The organism is Paenibacillus sp. IHBB 10380, assembly GCF_000949425.1.
Classification (GTDB): domain Bacteria; phylum Bacillota; class Bacilli; order Paenibacillales; family Paenibacillaceae; genus Paenibacillus_AQ.
Genome location: NZ_CP010976.1, coordinates 5,120,249 through 5,136,283 on the forward strand (window position 1 = coordinate 5,120,249; position 16,035 = coordinate 5,136,283).

Consider the following 16,035-nt stretch of genomic DNA (forward strand, 5'->3'; position numbering starts at 1 on the left):
TCGCTCTATATGACTTAAGGGGGATTGACTATGAGATCAATACGGAAAATGAGTCTTATGCTATTGATTATGGCGTTTATCCTTGCAGCTTGTGGGGACAGCGGCAACAACAAAGCTGCAGAAGTCACCAAAAAGGATGAGAAAGTAAAGCTGACCATATGGCATAACTTTGCCGGAGATGACTTGCGTGCCAAAGCGGTGAGAGGACTTATTGAGAAGTATGCTTTGGACAATCCGCAGGTTGAACTCGATGCACAAGCAATTCCGCCAGATGGCTATCGTCAACGCTTAAGCACGGTTGCGGCTGGTAATGAACTGCCTGATATATTTTTCGTTTATGCGGGAAGTCAGTCGGCTGAATTACATAAAGCCGGATTATTGCAACCGATTACAGAAGTTATTGAAAAGAATCCGGAGTGGAAGGACAATTTCATGCCGGGCGCGTTTGATGCCTTCACATTTGAGCAAGACAAGATTTACTCAGCTCCTATAAGTATGTCAGCAACATCAATTCTCTACTATAACACGTCCATATTTGAGAAATATAAGGTTAAGGTCCCAACAACATGGGATGAAATGTTGACAGCCATTAAGGTTTTTAACGAAAATAAAATCACTCCGATTGCACTAGGCAATAAAGCACCATGGGTGGCGCAATCGACAATAATCGGTTCGCTTGCAGATCGTGTAACCGGGACAGAATGGTTTAAGAATGCATCTGCTCAAAAGGGTGCGAAATTCACAGATCCTGAATTCATTCAATCACTAGGTTACTTTAAGCAGCTTGTCGATAATAAGGCGTTCCAAGAGGGTGCCAACAGTATAGACAATACGCAAGCAGAGCAATATTTCATTCAAGGGGAGGCGGCTATGATGATTAGCGGCGCCTGGACGCTAACCAACTTAGCAGCATCAGCAAGTGAAGAACAGATGAAGGTCATTGATGTCACTGTACTTCCATCTATTCCAGGAGGTAAAGGAGATTCGAACACCATTTCCGGTGGAGCCGGCGGCGGTATGGCATTGAGCAAACGTACAGAAGGTGCAGCTAAAGATGCAGCTCTCGATCTCATTTATGCTATGAGTGGTCCGGAAGCTCAGAAGGCCATTGCAGAGAGTAATTCCATGGTAATGTACGATATGGAGATTGATCAATCCAAGGTAAGCTCGCTTTATTATAAAGCGTTCAATTTGGTCAAGAAGACAAATATCACACCGGTCTACGATGCATATCTGTCTGCGGAAGCAGCAGAAGTGATCAATAACGGACTCCAAGAAATTATGACAGGTGGCACTCCAGAAAGTGTTGCGAAGAAACTTCAGGACGCACAGGCAAGATCCGTTACCCCATAATAAGGCTATCCTGAGTCGACATAAGGAGGGAGACTTACCATGCCTACGGCTATAAAAAGTAAAGGATTTATTGCACTAGCCCTGCTTCCGGCACTGCTACTGTTTGTGGTCTTTGTCATCATTCCAATTTTCTGGTCCGCTTACTATGGAATGTTTGAGTGGAAAGGAATCGGAGCAGCTAAATTTATTGGTTTCGGTAACTACGTTGAGATTGTGCAGGATGAAATTTTCTGGAGAGCACTTAAGAATAACATGATTCTGGTCGTATCAGCGATTATAGGACAGATTCCAGTTGCGCTCATCTTAGCGTTGCTTCTAATTAAGAACTCTTTCTTCAGTCGGTTTATTCGTTCTGCGGTATTCATGCCTATGGTGCTCTCAACCGTTGTTGTGGGACTTATCTGGGGGTACATCTACCATCCGCAATTCGGACTGGTCAATACCATCTTGGAGGCAGTTGGGCTTGGATCTTGGACCCGAGCTTGGCTCTCCGATATCAATGTGAATATGTTCGCTATCACGATTCCGATTAACTGGAGTAATATCGGCCCATATATGATCATCTTTATCGCAGCATTGCAGAATATATCGCCAGAAATTGATGATGCCGCTAATATCGATGGAGCACAGAGAGGCAAGAAGTTGTTTTACGTAACGCTGCCCATGATCTGGAGCACCGTGGTTGTCACCCTTGTACTTTGTATTTCGGGAAGCTTGAAGGCGTTTGATCATGTCATGGTGATGACGCATGGAGGACCGGCGCAATCGACAGAGCTACTCGCCACTTACATGTACAACAATACGTTCCGTGTTTATCGTTATGGGTACGGTTCTGCCGTGTCCACCATCATCATGATCATTAGCGCGTTACTGATCGGGATTAATTATATCCTGACCAGAAGAAAAGCGGAATAACGAGAAGGAGGAAGGGGTGTGGAATTAAAAACAATTAGTACGATGAAGACTAACGTAGATTCCCCTAGTAAAAAACTTGTAGGAAAAGGATTATCGGTACTCGGAAAGCTGATTTTACTCGGATATGCCGTTTTTACGCTGTATCCTCTATATTGGTTGTTTATTAGTGCATTTAAGACGAACGAGGATTTCTTCCAACGCCCTTATGCCTTACCACACGAATGGATGAAAGAAAATATTATTCGTGCGTGGGATCTTGGGAATATGGGTAGAGCGATGTATAATTCTACGTTAGTGACGTTAAGTTCAGTCATACTCACGCTTATCCTTGGTCTTCTCGCAGGTTACGTGCTTTCACGATTCAACTTTCGGTTTAAGAAGGTGGTCGTGACCTTATTCCTGGCGGGTCTGCTTATTCCGATTCATAGTACGCTTGTGCCGTTATTTCTTATGATGAAAGAGATCGGATTGTTGGATACGTACGGGGCACTGATTTTACCGTATACGGCGTTTGAACTTCCAATCGCGATTTTCTTGGCCATGGGTTACATGGCCTCGATTCCGAGGGAGATTGAGGAAGCAGCCATGATCGATGGCAACGGTTGGTGGGGGATTTTTGGCCGGATTATCTTCCCGCTATGCACTCCAATCATCGCAACCATTTCCATTTTAGCGTTTCTGCGTTTCTGGAATGATTTTTCTTTTGCTCTTGTATTCATTAACTCGCAAGCGCTAAAGACGTTGCCACTTAGTCTGGCATTATTCTCAGACGGATTTGGGACCGATTACAGCTTGACGATGGGGGCGATGGCTATTGCTGTCATACCGACAATTCTCGTATATCTGATTCTTCAAGATCAAATTATGAAGGGTATGGTGGCAGGCTCGATTAAAGGCTAGATAGGAGCAGTCTGCTTCTTGAGCTGTGGAGAATTACCAAGCCACGGCTCGTTCCCCTCCTTCATGCGGTTAACGAAAAAGGGGCCTTTCAAGGTACCCTTTTTCGTGTTGTATCCGTGAAATGAGAAGAAATTGCTGTGGAATTCGGATAGGGATAGTCTATGTAAAATATGATAAGTAGTATAGACAAATGAAATACAGTTTATTACAATGAAAGAAAGTTTATGGTCATATGTAAGGTGCTGTCAAGTCTACTCTCGGGGAGAGGGAATGTTTATGGGGAATGCCATTGAAGTCCGTCATTTGGTGAAAAATTTTGAGTATTACAAGAAAGAAATTGGAATGAGGCAATCTCTCAAAAACCTATTTTTCCGCAAAAAATTAGTGAAAGAAGCGGTTAATGATGTGTCGTTTTCCATTGCAGAAGGCGAAATGGTTGGTTTTCTCGGCCCAAATGGAGCGGGGAAGAGCACTACTCTGAAAATGTTATCTGGCATCCTACACCCAACTTCAGGAAGTGCAAGCGTTTTTGGATATACTCCATGGGAGCGTAAGAAACAATTTAAACAGCTATTTTCAATTGTTATGGGGCAGAAAAGCCAGCTTTGGCCTGATTTGCCGGCGGGAGAGTCTATTTTCTTGAATAAGTGTATTTACCAAGTATCTGACGAGGATTATCATCGAACACTTGATGAGTTATCCGGACTGTTGGATGTAAAGGAATTACTGGGTGTGCAAGTACGTAGACTCTCCTTTGGAGAACGGATGAAGATGGAATTGATTGCGTCCTTGATTCACAGGCCCAAGCTGATGTTCCTAGATGAGCCGACTATTGGATTAGATATTATCTCCCAACGAGCCGTCCGTAATTTTCTGAAATATTATAATGAACAATATCATGCTACGGTCATATTAACGAGTCACTATATGAAGGATATTGAGGATCTTTGTCCGAGGGCCATCCTGATTAACGCAGGTACCATTGTATACGATGGTGAACTCAAAAAGATTAATGCATATCATGATGAGAGAAAATTGATCAAGCTTCACTTTTCGGAACAGATTTCATTGGAACCACTGAAAGCATTCGGAGAAGTGAAAGAGTTTGACGGTTACTATGCTGTAATCGAGGTGGGAAAAGAAGAAGTCCGAATATGCTTGCAGCAATTTTTGTACAGGTTTCCTGTTGTGGATTTCACGATTGAAGATCTGACGATTGAAGATGGAATTGCCGAACTCTATAGAGGTAGCGCATGACTAGGAATAAATATGTTGTTGCTTTTCGTATTGGCTTTCAAAGCTCACTGGAGTATCGATTTAATTTCTTTCTCTCACTGCTAAGTGCTGTCTTTCCGATGATTGTGCAATATTATATGTGGACAGCGGTATATGCAAGTGCTGGGGAGAATGCCGTATTCGGATATTCTTATCGTGAAATGATTATGTACACCATTCTAGCTGCTGTTGTTTCCAAGCTCGTCATTACGAATATTGAACACTCTATTGCTGAAGATATTAAGAGCGGAGGGTTGAACAAATATATTATCCAGCCGATCTATTACTTTGGTTTTCGAATCAGCTCGTATATTGGACAACGTCTCATTTATTTCACCATCTCTCTGTTCATCATCCTTGCTTTAACCTACGCATTAAATACTTTCTATAACCTTCACACTGAAGAAGAACGAGTGATCATCTTTTGCCTTTCCTTAATCCTGTCTATTGTTCTTAGCTTTTTGATTTCATACGCAATTTGTGCCTGTGCTTTCTGGTTATCCGAGATATCCTACTTCTTCGTAGTTACTAGCTTACTGGTTAATATTATGAGTGGCGGAATATTTCCATTGGAAATTTTCGGAGAGGGGCTGCAACGGTTATTTCGGTTAATGCCCTTTCATTATATGATTTACTTTCCTGTGAATATATTGAATGGCAAAATATCCGGGGAGTTGATCTGGCAGGGAATTATCGGACAGGGTGTGTGGATTGCTCTGCTGCTGCTACTCTGTCATTTTGTCTGGAAGTGGGGGATGAAAAGGTATTTAGGGCTAGGAGGCTGACCATTGAACTTTGTCATCGAACTGCGAAGACATTTGTATATCCTTGCATTATTCGCGAAAAACTCTATCATTTCGCAGATGGAATACCGGGTTAATTTTATTACAGGAATATTCGTGGAAGCGGCTTTCCTTATGGCTAAGCTGCTGTATGTGATGGTCGTGTACAAAACCAATGTACATATTGATGGTTTGACGCCAGATACGATCCTGATGTTTATGGGGACTCATATTCTGCTCACAGGCATTTATATGGGATTGTTCTACAACAATTTTCAACGATTAACCGAATATGTTCGCAACGGAATGCTCGATTTAATGATAGTCAAGCCCATCTCGTTGCAATTTCTGGTCTCAGTAAGGCACATCGAGGTGGGCATGCCGATCCCGAATATCATTGCAGGGTCGGTCATGGTCGCAATAGGCTGGAGTGCTTCTGATATTCCGTTTACCTTTCTCAATGTGGCTTTATTTATTACCTTTATGTTCATAGCTACGATCATGACGTACTGTATCATGATTATCCCTTCTCTGCTGTCGTTTTGGTTCCTAAATACATCGGCAGCCAGCGAGATTTCTTATTCGGTATGGGACGCCAACAATATGCCGCATTTGATCTACAACAAATGGATTCAGCGTATTGGGACATTTATTATTCCGGTGTTTATCATTACAAACTTCGCACCTCTAGTTGTCCTCCATAAACTAACCAAGATTGAAATCGTTTGGGGTATTCTGGCACCCATTGTATTTTTCTTGCTGATTCGGGTTTTGTGGAAGCGGGCATTGAAGGTGTATAGTAGTTCAAATCTGTAATCTGTCATGACATATGTATTAACTAGAATGAGATGAGGAGATAAGTATATGGAAGACAGCGGTATTCACTTGGAACCATTTCGCAGGGCGAGATCTGGACGCGTTCTATGGCATGCGAACATCAATGAAGATCAACACTGGAATGAGACTGCACTATTCCCTTCATTTGCGAATCCGCAGCAGCTAACGTTAATTGAACAGCAGGAACAGCAACTACTTTGGATTGCCGAGCCGCAGGATATAGTTTGGCTTCGGCATCCGCCCGACCCACAATTTTTGGAATATATAAAGAGTTACCGGGATAAGTTACCGCAAATCTGTGTTACATCAGATGCCGGTCAGGCGGCTGTATGTACGGCGGGGTTATCGCCTGAGACATTTACCTTCATGCCTTTTATGTTGACCTCAGACAATGTCGCACTAGCTGAACAATATGAATGGGGTTTGATCGATTCCAATGCGGAATTAGTGAAGCACATGAACAGCAAATATGTCACAAGAAGACTGGCCGAAGAAAACGGATTTCGCGTGACACAGGGCAGATTTTGCAGTAATCCGCAAGAGCTGATTGAAGCGTACAGTGAAATACGGGCTACTGGATTTACCAAGGCTGTACTCAAGCAGGCATACGGATCTTCCGGCAGGGGTCTGACGATGATCGAGAATGAGGATAAATTCAGGCAATTGTCTTCATATATTCGTAAGCGGACAACCTGCTTTGAATTGTTACTGGAAGCTTGGCACCCAATCAAGCACTCTTTAAACGCACAGCTATGGATTGAGCCCGATTCCGTTCATCTGCTTGCGGTTACCGAACAGAGAATAAATAATTACGGAGTATACATTGGCACGAATTATACACCGCATTATGACGCCGCTGTAATGGAAGAATATCGTGCGGAAATGCTGCGGTTGGGAGCTGTACTTAGGCAACGTGGTTATGCAGGAATTGCTGGGATAGACTCTATCGTTGATGATAAAAATAATCTATATCCGGTTATTGAAATTAACGGAAGATTTACACAGGTTACCTACTTGCTACCCTTTATTGAAACGTTACTTCCATCCTATAAATATGTAGAAAGCCGCTATATTCATATGGAGACAAGTGATAAGTTCTCCTTTGACGAGATCAAATCCAGATTTGAAGCTGAGCTTCAACCTGATCTGGAACATCAATTTACCATCTACACATTCGCCTTCTATAATCAACCACACACGAACCTATATCGCATCTTTATTCTATTTTACGGAAACGAAGCCGCCAAACTGAACGATATGCTGTATAAGTTTGAGCGTTTCACCATGATGCAAACTTCCTCTTTGTAAGTTAATGAAACTTATGCCCCTCACACTCACTTTTCAAGTCATCCTAGAATAGTTCCTTATAGCTACATAGATTGTACTAAAATTTGCGCTCCCAAGGGTTCGTCTTTAGTTCAATCTATATCCAACCCCAATTTAATAAGGAGGGAAATGCTCTTGACGGAGACCGTAACACTTCTCAGCGCAGGAAATTCACTAGGGGTATATATACCGGCAAAGATTTTACAATTACAGCTCCGTGATCAAGGCGTACCCGCTGACATCTGTATGTTGGAGCATTTGTACGATCGTCAGACACTGGAGAAAATCCCAAGTTACCGCAAGGCCTTCCATGACAGCTTCGCTGTTGCCAAGATGGGTTACAAATTGGCCAAAGACAGCCGTAACAGTTTCGACGAGAATAACGTAGCCTCGCTTCTACAGCAATGGAAGCAAGGTGGCAGAAGGAGGTTTCTTGCTCTTACGGGGTTCTGGATTCCGATTTTGGAACGCTATCGGGAAATGATGGATTCAGTCAACTTAGACATCCGTCTAATTCGTCTGGATGCAAGCGATACGCCTTCATTCGCAGTATATGGGGAGGCATGTGACCAGTTCAACAACGTATGGTTATATTCGGCCGGTGAGAATCGGATACTCCAAACCATTATGGTTAGCGAGGAGGAGCCAGTTCCATTTCAGGAAAGGGAGAGCCGCTATCTGATTCACGGTGGCGGCTGGGGAATCGGTACATATAAGGACAAAATTACTGAACTGACGGCCAGCGGTATTGCACTTAATATCATCGCTTATTACAACGAGGATATTAAACCTGAGACTTATGATTCTCATAAGTCTGCGTCTCACCGATATTTTATGCTGGATCCGTCATGGAGCCCTTGGCAGCGTAATGCTGTCAACGAATTTGATTTTCCACCGTTTGCAGAAGTTAGTCAGGGGGAGGAATGCATATTTGAAAGCGGCGGCAGTTATCCAAAGGCGTTCGAGGTAATGCGGCATAGTTTAGGTATTATAAGCAAGCCAGGGGGCGCGACATTGCTAGATTCACTGGCCTCTGCAACGCCTTTAATATTTCTGGAACCCTTCGGAGATCACGAACGGTCGAATGCGCAGCTGTGGGAATCGCTTGGATTAGGTATAAGTTATGATGCTTGGAAAGAACAAGATTACGCAGTGAACGTACTAGAGGACATCCATCGCAACCTTCTGAACGCAAAGCATAAGACCTGCAATTTGATTAGTACGATCACGAGGGGGAGGTGATAGATACTGGCGTACAACCTCAAAGTAAAAGCGCTTTAACATGCAGTGCAAATAAAAGGAGGAATTTAAATGATTCAATCCATTATGAATATTTTATGTGATATTAAGGAATCCCCAGAGATGATGTCAACGTTAAATCCGCAGACGAATATTATTCAGGATGTTGGTTTGGATTCATTGCAAATGATCAATTTTGTGTTGGCGATTGAAGACTTCTTTGATCTGGAGATAGATTATGAGACTTTCGACTACGAGCATATGAGCACGATAGAGACTTTCGTCTCTTTTTTAGAGAAAGAGAAAGCACCGTCAGCTAACGGAGCAAGTAGAGAAGTCATGAATGAATCATCCAATTTATCAAAGATAGGAGGATAGCCCATGCAACCAAAAACGGAAATTAAATTTGACCGAAGTACGTTTCAAAATGTGAAGCGGACGATTCAGAACATGTCTATGACGAGCAGAGAACAAAGGCACGATCCGACGTTCGCATTGGATATTCCTGATGATGTCGGCATCAAGCTGAACAATGGCTGTAATCTGCGCTGCAAGCATTGCTTTGAATGGGCGAATGATGGCTTTCATCACGATATGGCTAAAGATATTAAAAATCAAGAGATTGAGTTGTCCTTACTTGAAAGTATCCTTGAACAAACTCGTGAGCGAAAATCAAGGTTGTTTATATGGGGCGGTGAACCGCTATTTTACAGTAAATTTGATGAATTTGCTGACTTGCTAGCCAAGGATCCACGCAATACGACAATCTGCACCAATGCGCTACTTATCGAGCAAAAGCTGGATTCCATTCTGAAAATTTCAGAGGATATGACACTGCTGATCAGCCTCGATGGGTTCGAGGTGGAGAATGACGCCATTCGCGGAAAAGGTACTTTCAAGAAGGTTATTTACATGGTGAACATGTTGCTGGAATTGCAGCGGACAGGTGAATATAAGGGCAGAATTTCTATCGGTCTGACCATTAGTGATTCAATGGTAACGAGGCTGTACGAGTTTATGGAGTATTTCGAGAATCTTGGTGTGGATAGCGTATATTTCGTATTCCCTTGGTATATTACTGACGATGTTGCCGTAAAGATGGACGGTTACTATGAAGAACGCTTTTCTTGGCTTGAAGCGGCTCAGCAGCAACAGCGTTATAGCTGGCATTCCTTTTCATTCCGTGTTTCCGAAGAGAATATAGAGCCGCTAATTGCTGAAATTGACCGGATCAATAAGCGGGTATGGCAGAACAGAATCCGTTTTCAACCTGCATTGGAATTAGATGAGGTAAGAGATTTTGTTCTAGGCGCAGAAAAACCGGCGATGAAGCGCGGTCAATGTTTGTCCATTGCGAACCGGCTGGATGTTATGCCCGATGGACAAGTAAATCCATGCAAGTTCTTCCCTGAGTTTACATTAGGTGATCTGAACGATACCGATCTGAAGGAAGTTTTCCATAGTGAAAATTTCCGAAAGCATAGGGAAGTGCTGGGAGAAGGATTAACGCCAATCTGTTCAAGATGTGTGCTGTTATATAACTATGGCCGTTAACGAATACAAAAGATACAACGTTTGAAGTAACCGAACTGTGATCCTGATTGTAGACGGTTTGAATAGTTAAGCCGCAAAAAAAGATGACTTCTGAAATTTATCAGGAGTCATCTTTTTTTAATGTCCACGGGTACACCAACATGAAGATTGCTTATTTCAGGACTAATCTACCGGATGTGAGCGAAGGGATAGATAAGCTAGGATCAAAGGCGTCACTCGTTAATATTTGAAAGCACTCGATTTCCTTATGCTTAAGCTCATCACATAGTTTGGACAGTTTTTTTCGATTGATCTTGCCTCTAAAAGTAGCTTTGGTAAAAGCATTCTTCATCCGTTCTGCGATTTGACTGCATTCATCCAAGCGGCGCACCATTTCCTCAGAGGCATTAACAAATTCCAAAAACCGGCTGAAAAGATATCGGGAACCAGATATCAGGCTTAAAGTGTGTTCCAGTTTTTTATAGAAGGCGCGTGGATCTGCCGGTTCTTGATAAATCATATGGTGAATGTGGTCGTATATCCGAAAGTCGTCAACCAGGCTTTGACGCCATGCTGCAAACTTTTGCTGAAGAGCTTTTTGCATCTCCTGGAAATTCCATGGATCGAGGTGAACAGTGGTCACAATTCGAGTCCACTCCCGGTCACCCATGAAGATTGCATTCTTAATGCAGCTGCTATCCACGTAATCGCAATACTTTGGATAATTGTCTTGCAGGAGATAGAGAGTTTTATCTTCGGTTATTTGACAATCTTTGAGAAGTACGGAATGCAGGGAGCCCTCAATAAGATAATCTTTGCCAAAGATCCAGTGCGGCAAATAATCAAGATTGGCCCAAATATACACAAATTGATTCTCTCCTAGCCTCTCTTGCAGCAAGAGATCTAATTCTTCTTTGGTCTCTATGTAATGCTCCTCCATATGAATATTCAAAAGCATGATGTCCTCACGAGTGATGGAGTAGCCATCATACGCCCAGCGATCTTTGTTTTGCACAAACAAATGATCATAGAACAATTGCGTACTCTCATATGAATTATAGAACAGCAGTTCAACGGGGATATTTTGTTCATGAAAGAGAAGAATGAGCTGGGTTTTGCGACATTCGTAAAAATATTGGACATAGGTCATGAGTTCGGACACATATACACCCCTTTTAAACCAAAATTGGAAATAAAATATACTATTACTATAATCCCATAGACCGAACTCATCAAGGCTCTTGTGTGTAAAAAAAGGATAGAGTATTCAGAAAATATCTGATACTCTATCCATTCTTTTTTTGTGTTCTTCTCAAAGTAACTTAATTAAATCTTGTGGTTTTTCAAACTTATATCTAGTCTGTATATGTTCATGATTCTTACATCCCCATAGAGCTAAACCGAAATCTACTCCAGCATCTCTTGCACATTCATAATCGTAAATGGTATCTCCAATATAAATAGATGTCGCAGGATCAGCACCAGAGATCTCCAAAAATTTTAGTATGGGTTCAGGGTTGGGTTTGTGTTTCTCCGTGTCATTTGCACAGACCGTATGTGTTAAATACCTCATCAGACCAAATGGAACAAAATCACTGATTAATTCTTCGGTTGTCTTCGAAGTGACTATACCTTGGACGATATTCCTACGCTTAAGAGTATCCAATACATCGGAAATTCCATTGAATACCTCAATTGAACTAAAGAAGTCTTTCATGAAGTAATTCCAACGCTCATTACCTTTATGGATGTCTTTGATTCCTAGCTGTGGTAATGCTGTAGATCCTGGGATTCCAAGTACAAAAGTAAGGTCTTGTATTTCAGTAACTCTGCCATAATCTGTTTTTAGCATTTTTTGTAGGGAACCTAAAACGGCTCTCTCTGTATCTATTAACGTGCCATCAACATCAAAAATAACGGTATTATACATAAAAATTCATCCTCCTATAGTGTTAATCTGTTTAGATTATGATAGATGTTGAAATGCATTTCAGGTCAACACTTAAATTGATAAACGATGACTGATGTGATAGGAGTTTTATTTTCTGTCTTGATTTATTTACTTCATCCCCATTCACATATACTGCGAATGGTCCGTATACTCGCAAGAAACTAAGGATCGGTAATTAGTAAAAGGTATGATAGACTCCCAACTATTTGATCTAGAAGTTATGATGATGCCATCAAGCAATTTATTCTTTAGCATGGAGAGATATTCTAGCTCGCCTTCTCCCCAAATCAAATCTATCGGTTCGTCTATTTATAACTTATTATAGCTCATTACTCAATTCCTTATAAAATTCTACGGTTTATTGTCAGTCTCATTCTGATAGCCTACGAAATTTATTTCCAAAAGTTGCTAGATTGCAACTATAAGACTATAGACCAATTTACAACATTTAATTAAAATAACTATAAGTTCCATCCCATATGTGACAGTTTATTGAACTATTTACAAGAAGAGAGGTGACTCGAGCGCGTATCCTACCATGATGTCAGATGAAGGAAAGATAAATCCATCCCCTCCTCGATTTATGTAAGCGTGATCAACTAACTCCCCGCTTTGTTAGGTTGCTTCTAAATCCACGCAGTTTCCTTAACCAACACGAATATACCGCTCTGATCTCCGTTTGAACAACCTCATTATTTCTGTCGACTTGCTTCGAGATACTTCTTTGCATGCTGCATATTCAATATACGCCTCTACGAGACTGTCTGTAATCTACCTCTTTTTGTATTCTGGGATGATATCTATTTCTATTGAATGGAAGGTGCACTTGGTAGGATTAAGAAACGGTAAGAAAAAATTGTAGGAGGCGATGATATGAGGAAAGATTTATTTGGAAGAGTAAAAGGATTCAGGAGGACGCTTTCGCTAGTAATTATGATAGCTGTATTTGTTGGATTATTGCCATCCATGGCTTCTGCTGCTGATCGGGGTGCGTGGGCGCCTAATGTATCTTATGCATTAAATGATACAGTGACGTATGGTGGAAACACGTATAAGGATATTCAGCCCCACACGTCTTTGACAGGCTGGGAGCCACCTAATGCGCCTGCTCTTTGGCAACAAATTCAGGGGGGAGGAGATACTCAAGCACCTTCCGCTCCTTCTAATCTACAAGCAACGGGCACTACAACATCCAGTATAACATTGGATTGGAATGCTTCGACGGATAATGTTGGAGTAACTGGTTACAATGTCTATCGAGGTTCCACGTTGGTGGGTGGCGTCTCGGGAAGTGCTCTCTCCTATATGGATACAGGACTTAGTGCTAACACGACCTATACGTATAAAGTGAATGCTAAGGATGCAGCAGGAAACGTATCTGCTTACAGCAATCAAATTAGTGCGATCACTAATGCTGCTACTGGTGGAGATACCCAAGCACCGACGGTTCCAACGAATGTTACTGTAAGCGCAACCACTTCATCCAGTGTTTCATTGTCTTGGAATGCATCCTCGGATAATGTAGGAGTTACAGGGTATAACGTATACCAAGGCACGACGTTAGCGTCCACAGTAACGGGTACAACGGCTACGGTATCAGGTCTCGCAGCTAGCACGGCGTATTCCTTTACAGTTGTAGCTAAAGATGCCGCAGGTAATGTCTCCGCTGGAAGTGCAGCGGTAAGTGCAACAACTGGTACAGGTGGAGACGGTGGTCAATTACCGAAACACATGCTGACAGGATATTGGCATAACTTTGTTAATGGTTCTTCCAATATTAAGTTAAGCGATGTATCAAGCCAATACGATATTATTGTTCTATCTTTTGCCGATATGGACCCAACGAAACCTGGTGGAGTCACCTTCAATGTTGATTCTTCATTATCCACTGCCCTTGGCGGGTATACCAATGCTAATCTGATTAGCGATATCCAGGCTAAGCGTGCACAAGGTAAGAAAGTTATTATATCTATTGGAGGAGAGCACGGCAATATTAATCTGGGTAGTGCATCACCGAATGTATCCAATTTCGTGACCAGCATGTCTGGTCTGATTACTCAGTATGGACTAGATGGTATGGACATCGACCTAGAGAACGGCATGAACGTAGCAAACTTGACGACAGCAGTTCGTCAGATACAGCAACAGGTGGGCTCCGGCTTCATCCTGACTATGGCTCCGCAAACGATCGATATGCAGAATCAAAATACATCCTATATGCAGCTCTACAATAACTTGAAGGACATCACAACCGTTATGAATGTTCAGTATTACAATTCAGGTTGTATGTTGGGCCGTGATGGACAGTGTTATACCCAAGGCACAATTAATTTCCTGACAGCTCTTTCCGATTTGACACTACAGTGGGTTACGCCTTCGCAATTAGGAATTGGTGTTCCAGCCGTACCTTCAGCAGCTGGAGGAGGTTATGTTGCTCCTAGTGTTGTTAACAATGCATTGAACTGCTTGGCGACTGGCAATGGTTGTGGAAGTTATAAACCTGTAGCTAAATACCCGGATATCCGTGGTGCGATGACGTGGTCCATTAACTGGGATAAAACCACCAATTTTAATTTTGCTAATACGGTTAAACCTTTCTTAGTGACTTTGCCTTAGAATAGCTGAGCAGAACCCCCGACCACTCAGGTTGGGGGTTTTTGTGAAGTATTAGAACATATCCATTCAAATGATGGACTGGTGTAATCAGGAATAGCTCTTTTGACAATGATAATTAATATCATCTAAAATAGAAATGAGATGATCTATACCTGTCAGATCCCATTCTTTACCATTTAAGCTAAATTGTATAGGAGGCGTTAACTTTGTTTATACAGAATAGAACGATGTTAGTGGAAAAAGGTAATAGTGATAAGGTGATTGCACGTTTTAGCCAGGAAAGCCCGATTGATAGCATGGAAGGATTAATTGATATTAGCGTTATGGTCAATAACAAGAGTAAAGAAAATGAAGAGGTTATTGTGGTAGTCCGCTGGGAGTCGCGTGAGGATTGGAAAAACTGGGAGAAAAGTGATGCGCATCTGCAGGGGCACCGTGACAGTAGAGGCCAGGGGTCACCTTCATTTATCCTCAGCACTTCAGTACATATGTACGACTCACAGATCGTCAAGCGTGGCAAAGCTTTCGCTAATCGGTAGCGCTAATGGATTTTGTGGATTAGATGAAATAATTGCTCACCTACGGAGGGACAAGAGATGAACAATCAGAACAACATAGAAGATAGCACCGGATCACTGTCTTTTTCGCAGAAGGGCGTTCAAACCGCAACATTCGGTATGGGTTGTTTCTGGAGTCCTGAGTCCTTATTCGGTCATTTGCGAGGCGTTGTTAGAACACGTGTGGGATATGCCGGGGGGACCTCTTTAAATCCTACTTATCATCAGATAGGCGACCATACCGAAACGATTGAAATTGATTTTGATCCGGAAATAATTACTTTAGAGGAAATTTTAGACGTATTCTGGAGCAACCACAATCCGATAAATATCAATGATTATAAAGGACGGCAATATAGGTCTCTGCTGCTATATCATGATGACTTTCAACAAGAAATAATACATCATGTCATAAAGAAAAGACAGGAGCAGAAAAAGGGAGCGCCTGCAACCGAGATTGCTCCTTATTCTGTATTTACTGTTGCCGAAGATAGGCACCAAAAATATTATCTGAAAAGATATCCGAACGCGATTGAGAAGCTAACAATTCTTTACCCTTCTCAAGAGGATTTGGTAAGCTCGACCCTAGCCGCCCGCTTGAACGGATTGGCAAAAGGATATATCAACTTGGAGCATATTACGAATGAAATGGGTGAATGGACGATAAGCTCAAGTCATCGAGAAATGATGATTGACCTTATAAAACAAATTCGGTGGTAAGGTTCTATTATCTTTTGTATTTCTACCTGCC

At 42.1% G+C, this 16,035-nt stretch carries 15 protein-coding genes; 13 read left to right on the forward strand and 2 right to left on the reverse strand.

From position 1 onward, the window contains the following. The first annotated feature begins 30 nt into the window (after nucleotides 1-30). The 10 genes from UB51_RS23230 (at nucleotide 31) to UB51_RS23275 (ending at nucleotide 10,181) form a co-directional block, all read left to right on the forward strand. Nucleotides 31-1,353: an extracellular solute-binding protein gene (locus UB51_RS23230; protein WP_044879340.1), complete on the forward strand. Its 1,323-nt coding sequence runs from the start codon at nucleotides 31-33 to the stop codon at nucleotides 1,351-1,353. Nucleotides 1,354-1,392: 39 nt separating this feature from the next. After that, nucleotides 1,393-2,268, forward strand: a complete 876-nt coding sequence (locus UB51_RS23235) for a carbohydrate ABC transporter permease (protein ID WP_044879341.1) — start codon at nucleotides 1,393-1,395, stop codon at nucleotides 2,266-2,268. Nucleotides 2,269-2,310: 42 nt separating this feature from the next. After that, on the forward strand, nucleotides 2,311-3,168 hold the full coding sequence (locus UB51_RS23240) for a carbohydrate ABC transporter permease (protein WP_044880385.1): 858 nt from the start codon (nucleotides 2,311-2,313) through the stop codon (nucleotides 3,166-3,168). A 276-nt stretch (nucleotides 3,169-3,444) separates the two neighbouring features. Next, entirely contained in the window at nucleotides 3,445-4,425 is a 981-nt protein-coding gene (locus UB51_RS23245) for an ABC transporter ATP-binding protein (protein WP_044879342.1), read from the forward strand. Continuing rightward, the gene (locus UB51_RS23250; protein WP_044879343.1) at nucleotides 4,422-5,228 is read left to right on the forward strand and encodes an ABC transporter permease; all 807 of its coding nucleotides are present in this window, start codon (nucleotides 4,422-4,424) and stop codon (nucleotides 5,226-5,228) included. Before UB51_RS23245 ends, UB51_RS23250 begins: the two co-directional genes overlap by 4 nt. A 3-nt stretch (nucleotides 5,229-5,231) precedes the next feature. Then, the gene (locus tag UB51_RS23255; protein ID WP_044879344.1) at nucleotides 5,232-6,041 is read left to right on the forward strand and encodes an ABC transporter permease; all 810 of its coding nucleotides are present in this window, start codon (nucleotides 5,232-5,234) and stop codon (nucleotides 6,039-6,041) included. 48 nt (nucleotides 6,042-6,089) lie between these two features. Then, entirely contained in the window at nucleotides 6,090-7,370 is a 1,281-nt protein-coding gene (locus UB51_RS23260; RefSeq protein ID WP_044879345.1) for an ATP-grasp domain-containing protein, read from the forward strand. 153 nt (nucleotides 7,371-7,523) lie between these two features. Then, entirely contained in the window at nucleotides 7,524-8,630 is a 1,107-nt protein-coding gene (locus UB51_RS23265) for a hypothetical protein (RefSeq protein ID WP_052676047.1), read from the forward strand. Between the two features lie 69 nt (nucleotides 8,631-8,699). Then, complete coding sequence (locus UB51_RS23270; RefSeq protein WP_044879347.1) at nucleotides 8,700-9,005, forward strand: acyl carrier protein; 306 nt, start codon at nucleotides 8,700-8,702, stop codon at nucleotides 9,003-9,005. 3 nt (nucleotides 9,006-9,008) lie between these two features. Further along, entirely contained in the window at nucleotides 9,009-10,181 is a 1,173-nt protein-coding gene (locus UB51_RS23275; protein ID WP_044879348.1) for a radical SAM protein, read from the forward strand. Nucleotides 10,182-10,332: 151 nt separating this feature from the next. Here UB51_RS23275 and UB51_RS23280 read toward each other — a convergent pair whose 3' ends face one another. Continuing rightward, the gene (locus UB51_RS23280) at nucleotides 10,333-11,322 is read right to left on the reverse strand and encodes a hypothetical protein (protein WP_044879349.1); all 990 of its coding nucleotides are present in this window, start codon (nucleotides 11,320-11,322) and stop codon (nucleotides 10,333-10,335) included. 150 nt (nucleotides 11,323-11,472) lie between these two features. Further along, nucleotides 11,473-12,090: an HAD family hydrolase gene (locus UB51_RS23285; protein ID WP_044879350.1), complete on the reverse strand. Its 618-nt coding sequence runs from the start codon at nucleotides 12,088-12,090 to the stop codon at nucleotides 11,473-11,475. Between the two features lie 894 nt (nucleotides 12,091-12,984). Between UB51_RS23285 and UB51_RS23290 the strand changes: the two genes are divergently transcribed. The 3 genes from UB51_RS23290 (at nucleotide 12,985) to msrA (ending at nucleotide 16,004) form a co-directional block, all read left to right on the forward strand. Then, complete coding sequence (locus UB51_RS23290; RefSeq protein ID WP_044879351.1) at nucleotides 12,985-14,727, forward strand: fibronectin type III domain-containing protein; 1,743 nt, start codon at nucleotides 12,985-12,987, stop codon at nucleotides 14,725-14,727. Nucleotides 14,728-14,933: 206 nt separating this feature from the next. Beyond that, nucleotides 14,934-15,266 carry an antibiotic biosynthesis monooxygenase gene (locus tag UB51_RS23295; protein WP_044879352.1) on the forward strand — a complete coding sequence of 111 codons (333 nt, stop codon included), beginning with the start codon at nucleotides 14,934-14,936 and terminating at the stop codon, nucleotides 15,264-15,266. Nucleotides 15,267-15,323: 57 nt separating this feature from the next. Then, on the forward strand, nucleotides 15,324-16,004 hold the full coding sequence (gene msrA, locus UB51_RS23300) for a peptide-methionine (S)-S-oxide reductase MsrA (protein WP_044879353.1): 681 nt from the start codon (nucleotides 15,324-15,326) through the stop codon (nucleotides 16,002-16,004). The last annotated feature ends 31 nt before the right edge of the window (nucleotides 16,005-16,035 follow it).

Excerpts from the sequence above, each read along its gene's own strand:
- UB51_RS23275 (WP_044879348.1), top strand. The coding sequence starts at position 9,009 with ATGCAACCAAAAACGGAAATTAAATTTGACCGAAGTACGTTTCAAAAT.
- UB51_RS23230 (WP_044879340.1), top strand. The coding sequence starts at position 31 with ATGAGATCAATACGGAAAATGAGTCTTATGCTATTGATTATGGCGTTT.
- UB51_RS23235 (WP_044879341.1), top strand. The coding sequence starts at position 1,393 with ATGCCTACGGCTATAAAAAGTAAAGGATTTATTGCACTAGCCCTGCTT.
- UB51_RS23270 (WP_044879347.1), top strand. The coding sequence starts at position 8,700 with ATGATTCAATCCATTATGAATATTTTATGTGATATTAAGGAATCCCCA.
- UB51_RS23240 (WP_044880385.1), top strand. The coding sequence starts at position 2,311 with ATGAAGACTAACGTAGATTCCCCTAGTAAAAAACTTGTAGGAAAAGGA.
- msrA (WP_044879353.1), top strand. The coding sequence starts at position 15,324 with ATGAACAATCAGAACAACATAGAAGATAGCACCGGATCACTGTCTTTT.
- UB51_RS23260 (WP_044879345.1), top strand. The coding sequence starts at position 6,090 with ATGGAAGACAGCGGTATTCACTTGGAACCATTTCGCAGGGCGAGATCT.
- UB51_RS23245 (WP_044879342.1), top strand. The coding sequence starts at position 3,445 with ATGGGGAATGCCATTGAAGTCCGTCATTTGGTGAAAAATTTTGAGTAT.
- UB51_RS23250 (WP_044879343.1), top strand. The coding sequence starts at position 4,422 with ATGACTAGGAATAAATATGTTGTTGCTTTTCGTATTGGCTTTCAAAGC.
- UB51_RS23290 (WP_044879351.1), top strand. The coding sequence starts at position 12,985 with ATGAGGAAAGATTTATTTGGAAGAGTAAAAGGATTCAGGAGGACGCTT.
- UB51_RS23285 (WP_044879350.1), bottom strand. The coding sequence starts at position 12,090 with ATGTATAATACCGTTATTTTTGATGTTGATGGCACGTTAATAGATACA.